This window comes from Streptomyces sp. URMC 127 (genome assembly GCF_051386535.1).
GTDB lineage: Bacteria > Actinomycetota > Actinomycetes > Streptomycetales > Streptomycetaceae > Streptomyces.
Genome location: NZ_JBPQTW010000066.1, coordinates 1 through 14,688 on the forward strand (window position 1 = coordinate 1; position 14,688 = coordinate 14,688).

The following is a 14,688-nucleotide window of genomic DNA, read 5'->3' on the forward strand; positions in this document are numbered from 1 at the left end:
CACCCCCGCCGGCCTCATCGTCGGCTACGGCACCCCACCGGACCACGCCTTCCCGGGCGCCCTGGAGGCCCTCCTGAGGGTGCTCCCGCCGGGGGAGTGAGGGGGGCCGTGGGGCGGCCGGAAGCGCCCTTTAGGGTGAGGGGCCTGCATGGCATGAGCAGTACATGACGGGGGTCATTCGCATGGCAGAAAACGACATACCGGGAACGCCCGGGAAGAACCGGAAGACGCGCCGCCGGCTGCGCTCGTCGACGGTCGTCCTGGGCAGCATGGGCGCCCTCGCCGCCGCCCTCACCTCCTGCGGCTCCGAACCGGACAAGCGCTGCGTCGACCCGAACAGCTACGACGCGGGGCGGGGCGGCTACCGCCTCCTCGATCCCAAGGCCTGCTCGAACAAGAGCAGCGGCAGCGGCAGCGGCAGTTCGACCACGGGCACCGGCCGCTGGTACTACGGCGCCAACCGCTCCGGCGGCTACGCCGAGAGCGGCACCTTCAGCAAAAGCAAGGCCGTCGACCGCGGCGGCTTCGGCTGCTCGAACTCCGGCTCCGGCGGCGGCTGATCCCATGCGCCGCCACCGCACCGAACCCCGCCCCGGCTGGCAGGCCACCGTGGAGGAGCAGGGCGTGATCTACCCCCTGACCCGCCTCCCCGACGGCTCCCTGCGCCCGTACTGGGACGAGAGCGCGTACTACTCCTTCACGCTCGCCGAGGTCGAGGCCCTGGAGGAGACCGTCGCCGAGCTGCACGAGATGTGCCTGGAGGCCGCGGCGCACATCGTGACGCACGACCGCTTCGCCGAGCTCGGCCTCACCGACCCGCGGCTCACCGCCCTGATCGCCGAGTCCTGGCACCGCCGCGGCGAACTGCCCTCCGTCTACGGCCGCTTCGACCTGTGCTACGACGGCAGCGGCCCGGCCAAGCTGCTGGAGTACAACGCCGACACGCCCACCTCCCTGGTGGAGGCGGCGAGCGCCCAGTGGTTCTGGATGGAGGACCGCTTCCCCGGCCTCGACCAGTGGAACTCGCTCCACGAGCGCCTCGTCGACGCCTGGCGGCGGCAGGCGCCGCTGCTGCCGCCCGGCGCGCCGCTGCACTTCGCGCACTCCGCCGCCGACGAGCTCGGCGAGGACCTGATGACGGTCGCCTACCTGCGCGAGACCGCCGAGCAGGCCGGCCTGGACACCCGCGCCCTCCCCATGGAGAACATCGGCTGGGACGCCCTCTCCGGCCGCTTCGTGGACGAGCGGTACGGCTTCATCCGCGCCTGCTTCAAGCTGTATCCCTGGGAGTGGCTGACCGGCGACCGCTTCGGCCCGCACGCGCTGGACACGCTCGACAACGGCGGCGGTACGGGATCCACGCTGTGGATCGAGCCGGCGTGGAAGATGCTGCTGTCCAACAAGGCGCTCCTCGCCGTCCTGTGGGAGCTCCACCCCGGCCACCCCAGCCTGCTCCCCGCCTACGTCGACGGCCCCCGCGAGCTGGCCCGTACCACCGGCTACGCGGCCAAGCCGCTGCTGGGGCGGGAGGGCGCCGGCATCACCCTGCACGAGGCCGGCGCGGCCGCGGCCGCGGCCGTACGGGACGAGCCGTGCTGCTACCAGCAGCTGTGCCCGCTCCCGGACTTCGGCGGCAACCGCACGGTCCTCGGGGCGTGGGTGGTCGACGGCGAGCCGGCGGGGCTGGGCATCCGGGAGTCGGCGGGGCCGATCACCGACGAGTACGCGCGGTTCGTCCCGCACGTGATCGACGGCTGAGCCGGGGCCCTGGCCCGGGCTAGGGCAGCTCGGGCGAGGACAGGTGCAGGACCTCGTACCGCTCGGTGCTGTCGTCACCGGGCGGCACGTCCTCCGCCCCGGTCCACAGCACGAAGCGCAGCAGCTGCCAGTGGTGCGGGTCGACGGCGAGCGCGGCCGTGTGGACGCCGTCGTGCCGGCGGGTGAGGTCGCGCAGGGCCTCGGTCTCCTCGGCGACCTTCTCCGCCAGGCCCTCGGCGGGCAGCTGCGTCAGCCGCCGGGTCGCCGCCCGCGGCACGGCGCCCCGCGCCGGCCCGGCCTCGGTGGCGATGCCCGTCCAGTGCCGCACGACGGGCCGCCCGAAGTCCCGCACGATGCCCTCGAACCCGCCCCCGCCGACGAGGAAGTGGCTCATCGCGGCGGTGTCGTTCCACAGGTAGAACGGTGCGTACTGATGGACGGGCGAGCCGTGCACTCCGCGCTCGCGGATGAGGTAGGCCTTCAGGGCCAGGCCGGCGCGGTCGTCGAGGACGTGGCCGCGCCCGGCCACGCGCTCGCGGATGATCCCCATGTCGTAGTCGGCGGGGAGGGTGATCTCGTACTGCTTCGCGTACACGCGACTGAGCCTCTCGCTGGTCGTTCCCGCTACCTGACGCGGGCATGATCCAGCTGATTCGATCACATGGAGATCGATTGCGGTCGTCCGCTGCCGCCGGGCTCTACCGGGAGTAGATTCGGGTGCCATGAGTGACGACGCAGACACCAGCATCAAGGTTTCCAAGGCCGCTCGCGAACGGCTGGGGATACTGGCCGCGGAGCAAGGGACCACGATCCGGAGTCTCGTGGAGGAGCTCGCCAGGGCCAAGCCCACCCGGGCCGAGCTCGCAGCCCGCGGTGCGGCCGCCCGGGCGTATCTGCGCGAGCACATGGGAGTGGAGGTGACCGACGAGGACGTGGCCGCTGGTGACCGGCTGCTGCAAGAGGTCGCCGCCCGCATGGCCGCTAAGCGTGGTGCTGCCGCGTGATCCCCCTCATCCTCGACCACTCGGCATTGCTCATGCTGGGAGCGGGGCACCGGCGGTTATCCGGGCTCGTCGTCGCATCGGCCGAAGGCAGGGGCATAGGCCACGTCCCCGCCCTCTCCCTCGCTGCCGCGGACGCCGAACGCAAGGGCGTCGGCGAACACGTCGCGAGCCTGCCCGGCTTCGAGGTCGAGCCGATGGACCTCACTGCCGCGCTCGACGTCGGGGCCCTGGTGGGCAGTGGTTTCGACTGGCGCATCGCCCACGCCGTCCACCTGGCCAAGCCGTCGGCGGAATGGCCCGCGGGACGCATCGTGATCTCGGCCCGGCCGGAGATGTACGACGGAACCGGTGTCGATCCGCTCAGCCCCGACAGCCTCCCGTAGGCGGTGCTCCGTCCCGGGTACGGAGAAGCCTCCGCACCCGGGCACCGAGCGATCGGCTCAGCCGCCCAGCACCGCCCGCAGCTGGTCCAGCCCCCAGTCCAGGTCCTCCTTGCTGATCACCAGCGGCGGCGCGATCCGGATCGTCGAGCCGTGCGTGTCCTTGACCAGGACCCGCCGCTCCATCAGCCGCTCCGAGATCTGCCGCCCCGTACCGTGCGACGGCGAGATGTCGACGCCCGCCCACAGGCCGCGCCCGCGCACGGCGTCGACCGCGCCGCCGCCGACCAGCAGGTTCAGCTCGTGGTGGAGGTGCTCGCCGAGCTCCGTGGCGCGCTGCTGGAACTCGCCGGACTTCAGCATCGCCACCACCTCCAGCGCCACCGCGCACGCCAGCGGGTTCCCGCCGAACGTCGAGCCGTGCTCGCCCGGCCGGTACACGCCGAGGACGTCGCGGTTCGCCACCACCGCCGAGACCGGCACCACGCCGCCGCCGAGCGCCTTGCCCAGCACGTACACGTCGGGGACGACGCCCTCGTGGTCGCACGCGAACGTCTCGCCGGTGCGGCCCAGGCCCGACTGGATCTCGTCCGCGATGAAGAGCACCCCGCGCTCGGCGGTCAGCCGCCGCACCCCCGGCAGGTAGCCGGCCGGCGGCACCAGCACCCCCGCCTCGCCCTGGATCGGCTCCAGCAGCACCGCGACCGTGTCGTCGTCGACGGCCGCCTCCAGCGCGGCCAGGTCGCCGTACGGGACGATCTCGAAGCCCGGCGTGTACGGCCCGAAGTCCGCCCGCGCCTCCTCGTCCGTCGAGAAGCTGATGATCGTGGTGGTGCGCCCGTGGAAGTTGTTCCCGGCCACCACGATCTTCGCCCGGCCGTCCGGCACGCCCTTGACCTTGTAGCCCCACTTGCGGGCGGTCTTCACGGCCGTCTCGACCGCCTCCGCGCCCGTGTTCATGGGCAGCACCATCTCCTTGCCGCACAGCGCGGCCAGTTCGGTGCAGAACTCGGCGAAGCGGTCGTGGTGGAAGGCGCGCGAAGTCAGCGTCACCCGGTCGAGCTGCGCCTTCGCGGCGTTGATCAGCCGCCGGTTGCCATGGCCGAAATTGAGCGCGGAGTACCCGGCGAGCATGTCGAGATAGCGCCGCCCCTCGACGTCCGTCATCCAGGCGCCCTCCGCGTACGCGACGACGACCGGCAACGGGTGGTAGTTGTGCGCGCTGTGCGACTCGGCGGCGGCGATGCTGCGTTCCGTGGATGTCACCGTGTGCTCCGTTCGTGTACGGGCATGCGTGTGCGGGCATTGCTGTGCCCCCTGTTCCACCTTTCTACTACTCGCGGCCCCACCGTCGGACGGAGTCGGGCACCGCACCTGAGAGAATGTGCGCATGGCCCTCGATCGACCGCGCGCTCTCTCCGGTATCCAGCCCACCGCAGGCTCGTTCCACCTGGGGAACTACCTCGGTGCCGTCCGCCAGTACGTGGCCCTGCAGGAGACCCACGACGCCTTCTACATGGTGGTCGACCTGCACGCGATCACCGTGCCGCAGGACCCGGCGCAGCTGCGGGCCAACACCCGCGTCGCCGCGGCCCAGCTGCTCGCCGCCGGCCTCGACCCGGAGCGCTGCACCCTCTTCGTCCAGAGCCACGTCCCCGAGCACGCCCAGCTCGGCTGGGTGATGAACTGCCTCACCGGCTTCGGCGAGGCCTCCCGGATGACCCAGTTCAAGGACAAGTCCGCCAAGCAGGGCGCCGGCGCCACCACCGTCGGCCTCTTCACCTACCCGATCCTCCAGGTCGCCGACATCCTCCTCTACCAGGCGGACGCCGTCCCGGTGGGCGAGGACCAGCGCCAGCACATCGAGCTCACCCGCGACCTCGCCGAGCGCTTCAACGGCCGCTTCGGCGACACCTTCACCCTGCCGTCGGCGCACATCGTCCGCGAGACCGCGAAGATCTACGACCTGCAGGACCCGTCGGCGAAGATGAGCAAGTCGACGCCGAACCCCAAGGGCCTGATCAACCTGCTCGACGAGCCCAAGGTCTCCGCCAAGAAGATCAAGAGCGCCGTCACCGACACCGACACGGTGATCCGCTTCGACCCGGAGACCAAGCCCGGCATCAGCAACCTCCTCACCATCTACGCCACGCTCACCGGCACGGGAATGGCCGAACTGGAGCAGAAGTACGAGGGCAAGGGCTACGGTGCGCTGAAGACGGACCTCGCCGAGGTCATGGTGGAGTGGGTGACGCCGTTCCGCGCCCGCACGCAGGAGTACCTCGACGACCCGGAGACGCTGGACTCCGTCCTCGCCAAGGGCGCCGAGAAGGCCCGCGCGGTCGCGGCGGAGACGCTCGCTCAGGCGTACGACAAGGTGGGCTTCCTGCCCGCCAAGCACTGAGGCACGCCCGGAGCAGCAGCGGAGCAGGAGCTCTGGCACGGTGTGCGGCACAGCCGTCACACTGGCCACGGGGACATACAGGCGCACAGGAGGGAGAACGCAATGGGGACCGTGACGCTCGGCGTGTCGATCGCGGTCCCGGAGCCGTACGGCAGCTTCCTCCAGAAGCGCCGCGAGGGCTTCGGGGACCCGCACGCACACGGCATCCCCACGCACGTCACCCTCCTGCCGCCCACCGAGGCCGACGCGTCCTCGCTGCCCGCGATCGAGGAGCACCTCGCCCGCGTCGCCGCCGAGTGCCGGCCCTTCCCCATGCGCCTGGCCGGGACCGGCACCTTCCGCCCCCTCTCGCCCGTCGTCTACGTGAACGTGGTCGAGGGCTCCGCCTCCTGCGCCTGGCTGCAGAAGCGCATCCGCGACGCCTCCGGGCCCGTCGCCCGCGAGCTGCAGTTCCCCTACCACCCGCACGTCACCGTCGCCCACGGCATCGCCGAGGAGGCCATGGACCGGGCCTACGCCGAGCTGGCCGGGTTCGAGGCCGCCTGGACGATCGACGCCTTCGCCCTCTACGAGCAGGGCCCGGACGGCGTGTGGCGGCTGGAGCGCGAGTATCCGTTCGGGGAGGGGGAGGGGACGGCGCCGGCCGTCCCCCACCAGACGGGCGTCCGACCGCCCGCTCCTTCGCGCTAGCGCCGCCCCGGTCCGGGCGTACGCCCACGTCAGAGTGGTAGACGTACGCCATGGACTGGCTGACGCGGCTGCCCGGCATCGGGCCCCTCATCTCCCGCCTCATGCGGACCCACGCCTGGCGCTCCTACGAGACCCTCGACCGGGTGAAGTGGACCCGGCTCGCCGCCGCGATCACCTTCACCAGCTTCGTCGCCCTCTTCCCCCTGCTCACCGTGGGCGCCGCGATCGGCGCGGCCGTCCTCAGCGAGGAGCGCATGAAGGACCTGGAGCGGCGCCTCGCCGAGCAGGTCCCCGGCATCTCCGGCCAGCTCGACCTCAGCAGCCTCGTGGACAACGCGGGCACGGTGGGGATCGTGGCCGGAGCACTGCTGCTGTTCACGGGCGTTGGCTGGATCGGCTCCCTGCGGGAGTGCCTGCGCGCGGTCTGGGAGAAGGAGGAGGACCCCGGCAACCCCGTCCTCCTCAGGCTCAAGGACGGGGCGCTGCTGCTCGGCCTCGGCGGCGTCGCCCTGCTGTCGCTCGCCTGCTCCGTCTTCGCCTCCGCGGCCGTGGACTGGGTCGTCGGCAAGGCCGGGCTGCAGGGCGTCGGCGCGCTGCTGACCGTGGCCGGCTTCTGCATCGCCGTCCTCGCCGACTTCCTGCTGATGCTCTACATCCTCTCGCGCCTGCCCGACGTGCAGCCGCCGGTGCGCCGGCTGGTCGTCGGGGCGCTGATCGGGGCGATCGGCCTGGAGGTGCTCAAGCTGCTGCTCGGCGGCTACCTGCGGGGCGTGGCGGCGAAGAGCATGTACGGCGCGTTCGGCACGCCGATCGCCCTGCTCCTGTGGATCAACTTCATGGCGAAGCTGGTCCTGTTCTGCGCGGCGTGGACGGCTACGCCGTCGAAGAAGGCCGACCGTACGGGCTGAGGCCGGTGCGGCACCGCCGGACGCCGCCGCCAAAACTTTTCTCCGCCGCCACGGTGATCAACCCCCGCGGCGAGGGTCCGGCGGAATGCGAACCCGCCGGAACCCGTACGTGCGCCTACACCTTGGGACGAGGCCACCGCCGGTGGACGAGGAACGCTCCCGCCCCCAGTGCCACCAGCGAGCCGCCCGCGATGCCCACGGCCGTCCACATGCCGCCGGAGCCCGAGCCGGCCACGGAGGCCTGCGCGTGGTCGCCACCGGTCTGCCCGCCGCCCTTGCCGTTGCCGGCGACCCCCTTCGGGGGAACCAGCATGCCGACCGGCTTGACGCGCCCGGCGGCCTCGAAGCCCCAGTCCAGCAGCCGCTCGGTCTCCTTGTAGACCTCGTGCGGCTCCTGGATGTCCGGGTTCATGACCGTCACCAGCAGCTTGCGCCCGTCGTGCTGGGCGACGCCGGTGAAGGTGTTGCCCGCGTTCGTGGTGGAGCCGTTCTTGACGCCCGCCATGCCCTTGTACGGGCCGTGCTCCATGCCCTCGCCGGTCAGCAGCCGGTTGGTGTTCACAATCGCGAAGCTCTCCCGCTTCTTGCCGGGCTGCTCCTCGCCGGGGAACTGCGCCGACACCGTCGAGCAGTACTCCCGGAAGTCCGCCTTCTGCAGGCCCGAGCGGGCGAACAGCGTCAGGTCGTACGCGCTGGAGACCTGCTGGTCGGCGTCGTAGCCGTCGGGCGTGACGACGTGCGTGTCGAGCGCCTGCAGCTCCTCGGCGTGCGCCTGCATGTCCTTGACGGTCTTCTGGATGCCGCCGTTCATGGACGCCAGGACCCGCACCGCGTCGTTGCCGGAGCGCAGGAAGACGCCCAGCCACAGGTCGTGGACGCTGTACGTCGATCCTTCCTTGACGCCCACGGCGCTGCTGCCCGCGCCCATGCCCTCCAGGTCGGCCGGGGTGACCTTGTGGGTCTTGGTCCGGGGCAGCTTCGGCAGCACGGTGTCCGCGAAGAGCATCTTCAGCGTGGAGGCGGGCGGCAGCTCCCAGTGCGCGTTGTTCGCGGCGAGGATCTCGCCCGATTCGGCGTCCGCGACGAGCCAGGAGCGCCCGCTGAGCTCGGTGGGCAGCGGCGGCGCGCCGGGGCCGGGCTGCACCTGCGGGCCGGGGCGGCCCAGCAGCTCGCCGCCCACGGTGGACATCCGGGCGGGCGGCCTGCGGGGCGCGCCGCGGCCGATGCCCTTGCCGTCGTCCTCCCGGGTGCCCGGGCCGCCGTTCGCCGGGAGGGCCGCCCTCCCGCCGGCGCCGGACGGGCTCGGGCTCACGCTGGGACGGCTCGGGCTCGGCGAGGCCGTGGGATCGGCCAGGGCGGGCGCGGCGGTCATCAGCGGGACGAGCAGGGAGGCGGTGGCCGCGAGCGCGGCGGCCCCGCGGCGGCGGCGCGGCGCGGCGGCCCGCGGGGGGTGTGATGTCGTCGTCGGCACGTCCGTGAAACTACCCCGCCGCCCGGGGGTTGCAGTCGCCGCCTCACTGGCTCGGATGACGGCCGGGGACCCGATAGGACTATTGCGCTGACCCGAACGCATACTGAAACCCATGCCGAGCACTACGCCTGACGCGCCCGCCGCGGCCGCCTCCCCCGCCGCGCCGCCCGCACCCGCCGTCCTCTCCCGTCCCGTCTCCTGGTTCCTGCTTGCCTTCGGCGTGTGGAGCTGGGTCATCTGGATCACCTTCGCGAAGAATCTGTGGAAGGACGGCAGCGGTCTCGCCTTCGACGACGCGGGCGATCCGACCGCGTACTTCTGGGTGCACCTGCTGCTCGCGGTCACCTCTTTCCTTCTGGGGACGGCCGTGGGCCTGATCGGGTTGCGCGGCGTGCGGGCGCTGCGGCGAACGTCATAAAGCGAACGTCACAGAGCGAATGTCACAGCGGGCGCGCGGCACGGCAGGAGCCGCCGGTGACCCGCCCGGCCGCCCTCAGATGCGGCCGAGCTCCCACAGCCGCCACAGGCCGGTGCCGTCCGAGAGGTACTGCGTCCCGGAGACGGACGACGAGCTCAGCACGTAGTCCTTCTTCTGCCACAGGGGCACCACGGGCACGTCCCGGGCGATGATCTCCTGGATGGCCCGGAAGTCCTTCGTGGCTTCGCTGCGCTGGGAGCTGCTCTGCGTGGCCTGGATCAGCTTCTCGACCCCGGGGTTGTCGTAGCCGGTGCGGAAGCTGGAGGTCCGGCCGACGAGCGGGGCGGTGAAGTTGTCCGGGTCGGGGAAGTCGGCGAGCCAGCCGACGCAGTACGCGTCGTAGGCGCCCGCGGCGTAGCCCTTCTGGAACTCCGTCCACTCCACGTACTGCGTCGCCACCTCGAACAGCCCGGTGGCCTCCAGCTGCTTCTTCAGCAGGGCGGCCTCCTCCTGGGTGGCGGCGCCCTGCGAGAAGGCGATGGTGAAGCGGACGGGGGTGGTGACGCCGGCCCGGCGGAGGAGGGCGCGGGCGGCCTCCGGGTCGGGCTGGGGGTAGAGGTCGAAGAAGGCCGTGGAGTGGCCCGTGAGGCGTTGCGGGATGAGGGAGTACAGCGGCTCGACGGTGCGGCGGTGCACGTCGCGCGCGAGGGCCTCGCGGTCTATGACGGCGGCGACCGCCCGGCGGACCGGCTGCTGTGCGAACGGGGAACCGTCGCGCAGGTTGAAGAAGAGCGAGCGGGTCTCCGAGCCGGTGCTCTCCATGAGCTTGACGCCGGTGTCGGACAGGGAGTGCCCGGCGATGTCGGCCGGCGGCATCAGGCGCCCGGCGACATCGATGGACCGCTCCTTCCAGGCCCGGCTCATCGCCGCCGAGTCGCGGTAGTAACGGACGGTGACGGCACCGCCCTTGTGCTGGACGGCGCCCCGGTAGCTCTTGCTGGGCCGTAGCTCGGCCACGGCCTTCGGCCGGTAGCTCTCCAGGCGGTACGGGCCGGAGCCGTCGGCCTCGGTGCCGGTGCGGAGCCGGTCGGCGGGGTAGCGCTTGCTGTCGACGATGGCTCCGGCGCCGGTGGCTATCTTGAACGGGAACGTCGCGTCCGGGACCGCTAACTTGAAGGTGATCGTCCGGTCCTCGGTGGTGACCGACCGCAGGGTGTCGAGCAACGACTGCGGCCCCTGCGGGGACTTGATCCGCTTGACCCGGTCGAAGGAGAACTTCACGTCCTCGGCGGTCACTTCGCGGCCGTTGCCGAACGTCAGCCCCTCGCGCAGCTCGCACTCGAAGGTGCGCAGGTCGCCGCCCCGGAAGCCGCAGCGGCTCGCCGCGTCGGGCACGGGGCTTCCCGTGCCGGGGACGTAGGTGAGCAGCGACTGGTAGAGGTTGCTGAACAGCGCCCACGAGCCCGCGTCGTAGGCCCCGGCGGGGTCGAGCGAGGTGACGGTGTCCGTGGTGCCGACGCTGATCGGCCCCTGGTCGTCGTCCCCCGGCAGCACCAGCGAACACCCCGCCGCCCCGCTGCCCAGCACCACGGCGGCCACCAAGGCCACCCCCGCCCGTAACCCGCGCATCGCCGTGCCCCCTCCGCCCAGTGATGCGCCACACTCAAACACAGGAACGGGCGTACGTCCGGCGATTCGGCCAAGTGATCGTCAGAGTTCCTTGCGGGCCAGGAATTCCAGGATCAGCTTCTCCCACGCGCGCGGCTGCTCGGCCATCGGCACGTGCCCCGTCGCGATCTCGGCGTACTCGGCGCCGGGGATCCGGTCCGCCAGGAAACGGGAGTTGGCGGGGGAGACCAGGGTGTCCTGCGCGGTGGCGATCACCAGGGTGGGGACGGATATCCCGGCGAGGTGGGGCGTGGTGTCGGAGTCCGCGACCACCGCGGCCTGCTCGGCCGCTCCCGCCGGGACGCCCGCCGCGATCAGCTCCAGGAAGGCCGGCAGCTCCCGCTCGGGCACGGCGTTGAAGAACGTCTCGCCGAAGCCGGTCAGCGCGACGAAGTGCGCGAACCCCTCGGTGTCGCCCGCCGCCAGCAGCCGCTGCCAGATCGCCAGCGCGGAGCGCGTCCGGTTGTCCGGCCGGGCCAGGCCGGCCGTCAGGACCAGGCCGCGCACCCGGTCCGGGTAGCGGGCCGCCGTCCGCACGGAGACCAGGGTGCCCAGCGAGTAGCCGAGCAGGGTGAAGGTGTCGAGTCCCGCCTCGTCCGCGGCGGCCACGATCCCGTCCACGAGGCCGTCCAGGGTCAGCGGGGCCTCCGCGCGCGGGGTCGCGCCGGAGCCGGGATAGTCGGGGGCCACCACGGTGTGGTGCTCGGCGAGCGCCCGGATGACGGGGGCGTAGTTGCCCTGGATGCTGCCGCCCGCGCCGTGCGCGAGGAGCAGGCCGGGGCCGGAGCCGTGGACGGCGGTGGAGAACGCGGGAATCTGTGTCATGGCCACGAGGTTGCCGTATGACATCAGTGTCAAGGTCAAGTCCTGATGGGGGAGAACCGCCCATGCGCATCGGAGAGCTGTCGCGCCGCACCGGAGTGAGCCCCCGGCTCCTGCGCTACTACGAGGAGCAGGGCCTCCTGCGCTCCGAGCGGGACGCCAACGGCTACCGCAGGTACCACCCGGACGCCGCCGAGCGCGTGGGCCGCATCCGCGAGCTCCTCGCCGCCGGCATGACGACGGAGACCATCCGCACCCTGCTGCCCTGCGCCCAGGGCGGCCCCGGCCTGCTCGCCTGCGAGCACACCGTGCGGGTGCTGGACGACGAGCTCGCCCGGGTGGACGAGCAGATGGCCGAGCTCCGGCGCCGCAAGGAGGCGCTGCTCGGGGTGACCGAGGCGATGGACGCCCGCCGCCGCGCGGACGAGGCCCTCGCGATGGCCGCGCTGAAGTCCGCCTGACCTGCGGTGCGTCCCGCGCCGAGGGGCGTTGTCAGTGGCCGGCCCTACTCTCGGCGGCATGGCAAAGGTGAGGCTCGTCGACGAGACGACATCGGGGGAGCGCCGCGACGCGTGGGCGCTCGACGTCGCCGAGGAACGGCTGACGCTGCGTGAGGTGATCCGCCGTCGGGTGTTCACGGAGGTCGCGGAGTTCAACGCGGGCCGCGCGCAGAGCGGGCCGGCGCTGGTCCGGCCGGGCGCGGCGGAGTGGGTCCACGGCGGCGCGGACAAGCCCCGGGCGGGGCGGCTGCAGCCGCAGCGGTGCTTCGAGAGCGCGCTCGCCGCGTTCGCGCGCAACGGCTTCCTGGTGCTCGTCGGCGACCGCCAGGTGACGGAGCTGGACGAGGAGCTGGACCTCGCGACGGCCGCCGAGGTCACGTTCCTCAAGCTCGTTCCGCTGGTGGGTGGCTGATGACCACGGCACCCGAGACCGCCTCCTCCCTTGAGGAACTGGGACGGCAGTACACGACCTACGACCACGACAACCCCCAGTGGGACGCGGCGGCCGCCGCCCTCGACGCGGGCCGCCCCCTCCCGGGACCGGTCGTCGCGACGCTGCGCCGCACCCTCCTCCTGCACCCGTACTGCATCGGCGAGCCGTACCGCACGGTCGTCGCCGCCCTGAAGGAGCCGCTGCTCAACCCCGGCGAGGCGTGGGCCGACCGCGCCATGGCCGAGGCGGCCGGGCCCGGCGGCGACCCCTGGCAGCGCCTGCTGGCCCACGCCCTGACCGCCGCCGGCGCCCGCCCCACCCGCAGGTGGGAGAAGACCGGGCGCACGCTCCTCGACGGGCTCGGCGAGGATCCCGGAGCCGTGCGGGAGCGCCTCCTGTCCTGGCTCGCGCTCGCCACCCGGCCGCGCACCCTCCCGTACGACCCGGGCCCCTACGGCAACGCCGGCGCCCTTTTCGACCCGTACAACGTGGACGCCGTGCGCGGCCTCGTGTGGCTGCTGTCACTCCTGGAGCCGCATCCGGACACCGTCCGGACGCTCGGCGCCCTCGTCGCCCACGCCCTGCGCAAGGTGCCCGGCACCGGCCCCCGCAGCCCGAAACTGGCCAACGCCTGCGTGCTCGCCCTCTCCCGCACCGACGGGGACGCCGCCCTGGCCGAGCTCGCCCGGCTCGCCGCCCGCGTCACCTACAAGGGCACCCTGAAGCAGCTCGACACCGCGCTCACCGCCCGCGCCGAGGCGCTGGGCCTCAGCCGCGCCGAGATCGAGGAACTGGCCGTGCCCGACTACGGGCTCACCGGCGTGGGGCGCGGCACGCACACCCTCGGGGACTGCACCGCCGAGCTGGCGGTCCGCTCCGGCAAGGCCGTCCTGACCTGGACCAACGCGAGCGGCAAGGCCGTCAAGAGCGTGCCCGCCGCCGTCCGGCGCGACCACCCCGGCGAGCTCAAGGAGCTCAAGACGGCCGTCAAGGACATCGACAAGATGCTCACCGCCCAGGCCGAGCGCCTGGACCGGCTCTTCCTCTCGCGCCGGCGGTGGACGTACGGCGTCTGGCGCGAGCGCTACCTCGACCACCCGCTCGTCGGCACCCTCGCCCGCCGCCTGCTGTGGACCGTCGGCGGCACGGCCTGCGGCTTCGCGGAGGGCGCCCTGCGTACCCTCGACGGCACGAAGGCCCGCCCGGAGCCGGACGCCCCGGTAGAGCTGTGGCACCCCATCGGCCACGACCCCGCCGAGGTGCTCGCCTGGCGCGAGTGGCTCGAACGGCACGCGGTCACCCAGCCGTTCAAACAGGCCCACCGCGAGGTGTACCTGCTCACGGACGCCGAGCGCACGACCCGCGTCTACTCCAACCGCTTCGCCGCCCACGTGCTGCGCCAGCACCAGTTCCACTCCCTGGCCGCCGTCCGCGGCTGGAACAACAAACTGCGCCTGGGCGTCGACGACTCCTACCCGCCCGCGACGCGCGAGCTGCCCGAGTGGGGGCTGCGCGCCGAGTTCTGGGTGGACGGCGTCGAGGACTGGTCGGGCGACAACATCACCGAATCCGGCAGCTATCTGTGGCTGGGCACCGACCAGGTCCGCTTCTATCCCATAGGCGCCCCGCAGCACCTGGCCCATGCCGGCTCCGGGGAGTACCGCCTCGCCTGGAACGAGCAGCCCGTCGATCCCGTCCCGCTGGCGGAGATACCGCCGCTGGTCCTGAGCGAAGTGCTGCGCGACGTCGACCTGTTCGTGGGCGTGGCCAGCCTGGGCAACGACCCCGACTGGCAGGACGGCGGCCCCGACGGCCGCTTCCGGGAGTACTGGACCTCGTACGGCTTCGGGGAGCTCTCACAGAGCGCCGAGACCCGCCGGGATCTCCTCGCCCGGCTCGTGCCGCGCCTGGCGATAGCCGACCGGTGCGCGGTCGAGGGCCGCTTCCTGCACGTCCGCGGCGACCTCCACACGTACAAGATCCACCTCGGCTCGGGCAACATCCTCATCGCCCCGCACGACCGCTACCTGTGCATCGTGCCGAAGGGCACCGGCGGCGCGGAAGCGGGCCACCTGCCCTTCGAGGGCGACCGGATGCTGTCCGTGATCCTCAGCAAGGCCGTGCTGCTCGCCGCCGACACGGAGATCACCGACCCGACGATCACCAGCCAGCTGTGAACGGGCGTGGGCCCCGCCCTCCCCGGAGGGAGGACGGGGCCCACGCCGTGCGAAC

Annotated in this window: 16 protein-coding genes; 11 read left to right on the forward strand and 5 right to left on the reverse strand. The window is 72.5% G+C overall.

Translation table 11 applies throughout. The features are described from left to right. Nucleotides 1–182: 182 nt before the first annotated feature. A complete protein-coding gene (locus ACSNOH_RS16230; RefSeq protein WP_436722042.1) occupies nucleotides 183–560 on the forward strand; it encodes a hypothetical protein in 378 nt (125 codons plus the stop codon). Between the two features lie 4 nt (nucleotides 561–564). Next, nucleotides 565–1,758: a glutathionylspermidine synthase family protein gene (locus tag ACSNOH_RS16235; protein WP_436722043.1), complete on the forward strand. Its 1,194-nt coding sequence runs from the start codon at nucleotides 565–567 to the stop codon at nucleotides 1,756–1,758. A 19-nt stretch (nucleotides 1,759–1,777) separates the two neighbouring features. Here the strand turns inward: ACSNOH_RS16235 and ACSNOH_RS16240 are convergent, their stop codons facing one another. Then, a complete protein-coding gene (locus ACSNOH_RS16240; RefSeq protein WP_436722044.1) occupies nucleotides 1,778–2,353 on the reverse strand; it encodes a DUF4865 family protein in 576 nt (191 codons plus the stop codon). A 127-nt stretch (nucleotides 2,354–2,480) separates the two neighbouring features. Here ACSNOH_RS16240 and ACSNOH_RS16245 point away from each other — a divergent pair, with 127 nt between their 5' ends. Together ACSNOH_RS16245 and ACSNOH_RS16250 are read left to right on the forward strand one after the other, a co-directional pair. After that, nucleotides 2,481–2,762 carry a hypothetical protein gene (locus ACSNOH_RS16245; protein ID WP_436722045.1) on the forward strand — a complete coding sequence of 94 codons (282 nt, stop codon included), beginning with the start codon at nucleotides 2,481–2,483 and terminating at the stop codon, nucleotides 2,760–2,762. Then, entirely contained in the window at nucleotides 2,759–3,145 is a 387-nt protein-coding gene (locus ACSNOH_RS16250) for a hypothetical protein (protein ID WP_436722046.1), read from the forward strand. The genes ACSNOH_RS16245 and ACSNOH_RS16250 overlap by 4 nt, the downstream gene beginning before the upstream one ends. Before the next feature lie 57 nt (nucleotides 3,146–3,202). Here the strand turns inward: ACSNOH_RS16250 and rocD are convergent, their stop codons facing one another. After that, on the reverse strand, nucleotides 3,203–4,408 hold the full coding sequence (rocD, locus tag ACSNOH_RS16255) for an ornithine--oxo-acid transaminase (protein WP_436722047.1): 1,206 nt from the start codon (nucleotides 4,406–4,408) through the stop codon (nucleotides 3,203–3,205). 124 nt (nucleotides 4,409–4,532) lie between these two features. Between rocD and trpS the strand changes: the two genes are divergently transcribed. The 3 genes from trpS to ACSNOH_RS16270 all read left to right on the forward strand — a co-directional run bounded on the left by trpS (nucleotide 4,533) and on the right by ACSNOH_RS16270 (nucleotide 7,144). After that, nucleotides 4,533–5,546 (forward strand): tryptophan--tRNA ligase, encoded by a 1,014-nt coding sequence (gene trpS, locus ACSNOH_RS16260; protein ID WP_436722048.1) that lies wholly within the window; start codon nucleotides 4,533–4,535, stop codon nucleotides 5,544–5,546. Between the two features lie 102 nt (nucleotides 5,547–5,648). Continuing rightward, nucleotides 5,649–6,236 (forward strand): 2'-5' RNA ligase family protein, encoded by a 588-nt coding sequence (locus ACSNOH_RS16265; RefSeq protein ID WP_436722049.1) that lies wholly within the window; start codon nucleotides 5,649–5,651, stop codon nucleotides 6,234–6,236. 50 nt (nucleotides 6,237–6,286) lie between these two features. Beyond that, nucleotides 6,287–7,144, forward strand: coding sequence for a YihY/virulence factor BrkB family protein (locus ACSNOH_RS16270; RefSeq protein WP_436722050.1), 858 nt, complete (start codon nucleotides 6,287–6,289; stop codon nucleotides 7,142–7,144). 115 nt (nucleotides 7,145–7,259) lie between these two features. Here the strand turns inward: ACSNOH_RS16270 and ACSNOH_RS16275 are convergent, their stop codons facing one another. Further along, entirely contained in the window at nucleotides 7,260–8,717 is a 1,458-nt protein-coding gene (locus ACSNOH_RS16275) for a D-alanyl-D-alanine carboxypeptidase family protein (protein WP_436722067.1), read from the reverse strand. A gap of 103 nt (nucleotides 8,718–8,820) precedes the next feature. On the opposite strand from ACSNOH_RS16275, the gene ACSNOH_RS16280 reads away from it, so the two are divergent. Then, the gene (locus tag ACSNOH_RS16280) at nucleotides 8,821–9,033 is read left to right on the forward strand and encodes an SCO4848 family membrane protein (RefSeq protein ID WP_030368215.1); all 213 of its coding nucleotides are present in this window, start codon (nucleotides 8,821–8,823) and stop codon (nucleotides 9,031–9,033) included. A gap of 75 nt (nucleotides 9,034–9,108) precedes the next feature. Here the strand turns inward: ACSNOH_RS16280 and ACSNOH_RS16285 are convergent, their stop codons facing one another. Next, nucleotides 9,109–10,662, reverse strand: coding sequence for an ABC transporter substrate-binding protein (locus ACSNOH_RS16285; RefSeq protein WP_436722051.1), 1,554 nt, complete (start codon nucleotides 10,660–10,662; stop codon nucleotides 9,109–9,111). A gap of 81 nt (nucleotides 10,663–10,743) precedes the next feature. Continuing rightward, nucleotides 10,744–11,526: an alpha/beta fold hydrolase gene (locus ACSNOH_RS16290; RefSeq protein WP_436722052.1), complete on the reverse strand. Its 783-nt coding sequence runs from the start codon at nucleotides 11,524–11,526 to the stop codon at nucleotides 10,744–10,746. 62 nt (nucleotides 11,527–11,588) lie between these two features. Here ACSNOH_RS16290 and ACSNOH_RS16295 point away from each other — a divergent pair, with 62 nt between their 5' ends. The 3 genes from ACSNOH_RS16295 to ACSNOH_RS16305 are packed head-to-tail and all read left to right on the forward strand — an operon-like array spanning nucleotide 11,589 to nucleotide 14,633. Further along, on the forward strand, nucleotides 11,589–11,984 hold the full coding sequence (locus tag ACSNOH_RS16295; RefSeq protein ID WP_436722053.1) for a MerR family transcriptional regulator: 396 nt from the start codon (nucleotides 11,589–11,591) through the stop codon (nucleotides 11,982–11,984). Between the two features lie 58 nt (nucleotides 11,985–12,042). After that, complete coding sequence (locus tag ACSNOH_RS16300; RefSeq protein WP_436722054.1) at nucleotides 12,043–12,435, forward strand: hypothetical protein; 393 nt, start codon at nucleotides 12,043–12,045, stop codon at nucleotides 12,433–12,435. Continuing rightward, nucleotides 12,435–14,633, forward strand: coding sequence for a DUF4132 domain-containing protein (locus ACSNOH_RS16305; protein ID WP_436722055.1), 2,199 nt, complete (start codon nucleotides 12,435–12,437; stop codon nucleotides 14,631–14,633). Before ACSNOH_RS16300 ends, ACSNOH_RS16305 begins: the two co-directional genes overlap by 1 nt. Nucleotides 14,634–14,688 lie beyond the last annotated feature (55 nt).

Excerpts from the sequence above, each read along its gene's own strand:
- ACSNOH_RS16275 (WP_436722067.1), bottom strand. The coding sequence starts at position 8,717 with ATGCGTTCGGGTCAGCGCAATAGTCCTATCGGGTCCCCGGCCGTCATC.
- ACSNOH_RS16230 (WP_436722042.1), top strand. The coding sequence starts at position 183 with ATGGCAGAAAACGACATACCGGGAACGCCCGGGAAGAACCGGAAGACG.
- ACSNOH_RS16245 (WP_436722045.1), top strand. The coding sequence starts at position 2,481 with ATGAGTGACGACGCAGACACCAGCATCAAGGTTTCCAAGGCCGCTCGC.
- ACSNOH_RS16270 (WP_436722050.1), top strand. The coding sequence starts at position 6,287 with ATGGACTGGCTGACGCGGCTGCCCGGCATCGGGCCCCTCATCTCCCGC.
- ACSNOH_RS16295 (WP_436722053.1), top strand. The coding sequence starts at position 11,589 with ATGCGCATCGGAGAGCTGTCGCGCCGCACCGGAGTGAGCCCCCGGCTC.
- ACSNOH_RS16290 (WP_436722052.1), bottom strand. The coding sequence starts at position 11,526 with ATGACACAGATTCCCGCGTTCTCCACCGCCGTCCACGGCTCCGGCCCC.
- ACSNOH_RS16265 (WP_436722049.1), top strand. The coding sequence starts at position 5,649 with ATGGGGACCGTGACGCTCGGCGTGTCGATCGCGGTCCCGGAGCCGTAC.
- ACSNOH_RS16285 (WP_436722051.1), bottom strand. The coding sequence starts at position 10,662 with ATGCGCGGGTTACGGGCGGGGGTGGCCTTGGTGGCCGCCGTGGTGCTG.
- trpS (WP_436722048.1), top strand. The coding sequence starts at position 4,533 with ATGGCCCTCGATCGACCGCGCGCTCTCTCCGGTATCCAGCCCACCGCA.
- ACSNOH_RS16235 (WP_436722043.1), top strand. The coding sequence starts at position 565 with ATGCGCCGCCACCGCACCGAACCCCGCCCCGGCTGGCAGGCCACCGTG.
- ACSNOH_RS16305 (WP_436722055.1), top strand. The coding sequence starts at position 12,435 with ATGACCACGGCACCCGAGACCGCCTCCTCCCTTGAGGAACTGGGACGG.
- ACSNOH_RS16300 (WP_436722054.1), top strand. The coding sequence starts at position 12,043 with ATGGCAAAGGTGAGGCTCGTCGACGAGACGACATCGGGGGAGCGCCGC.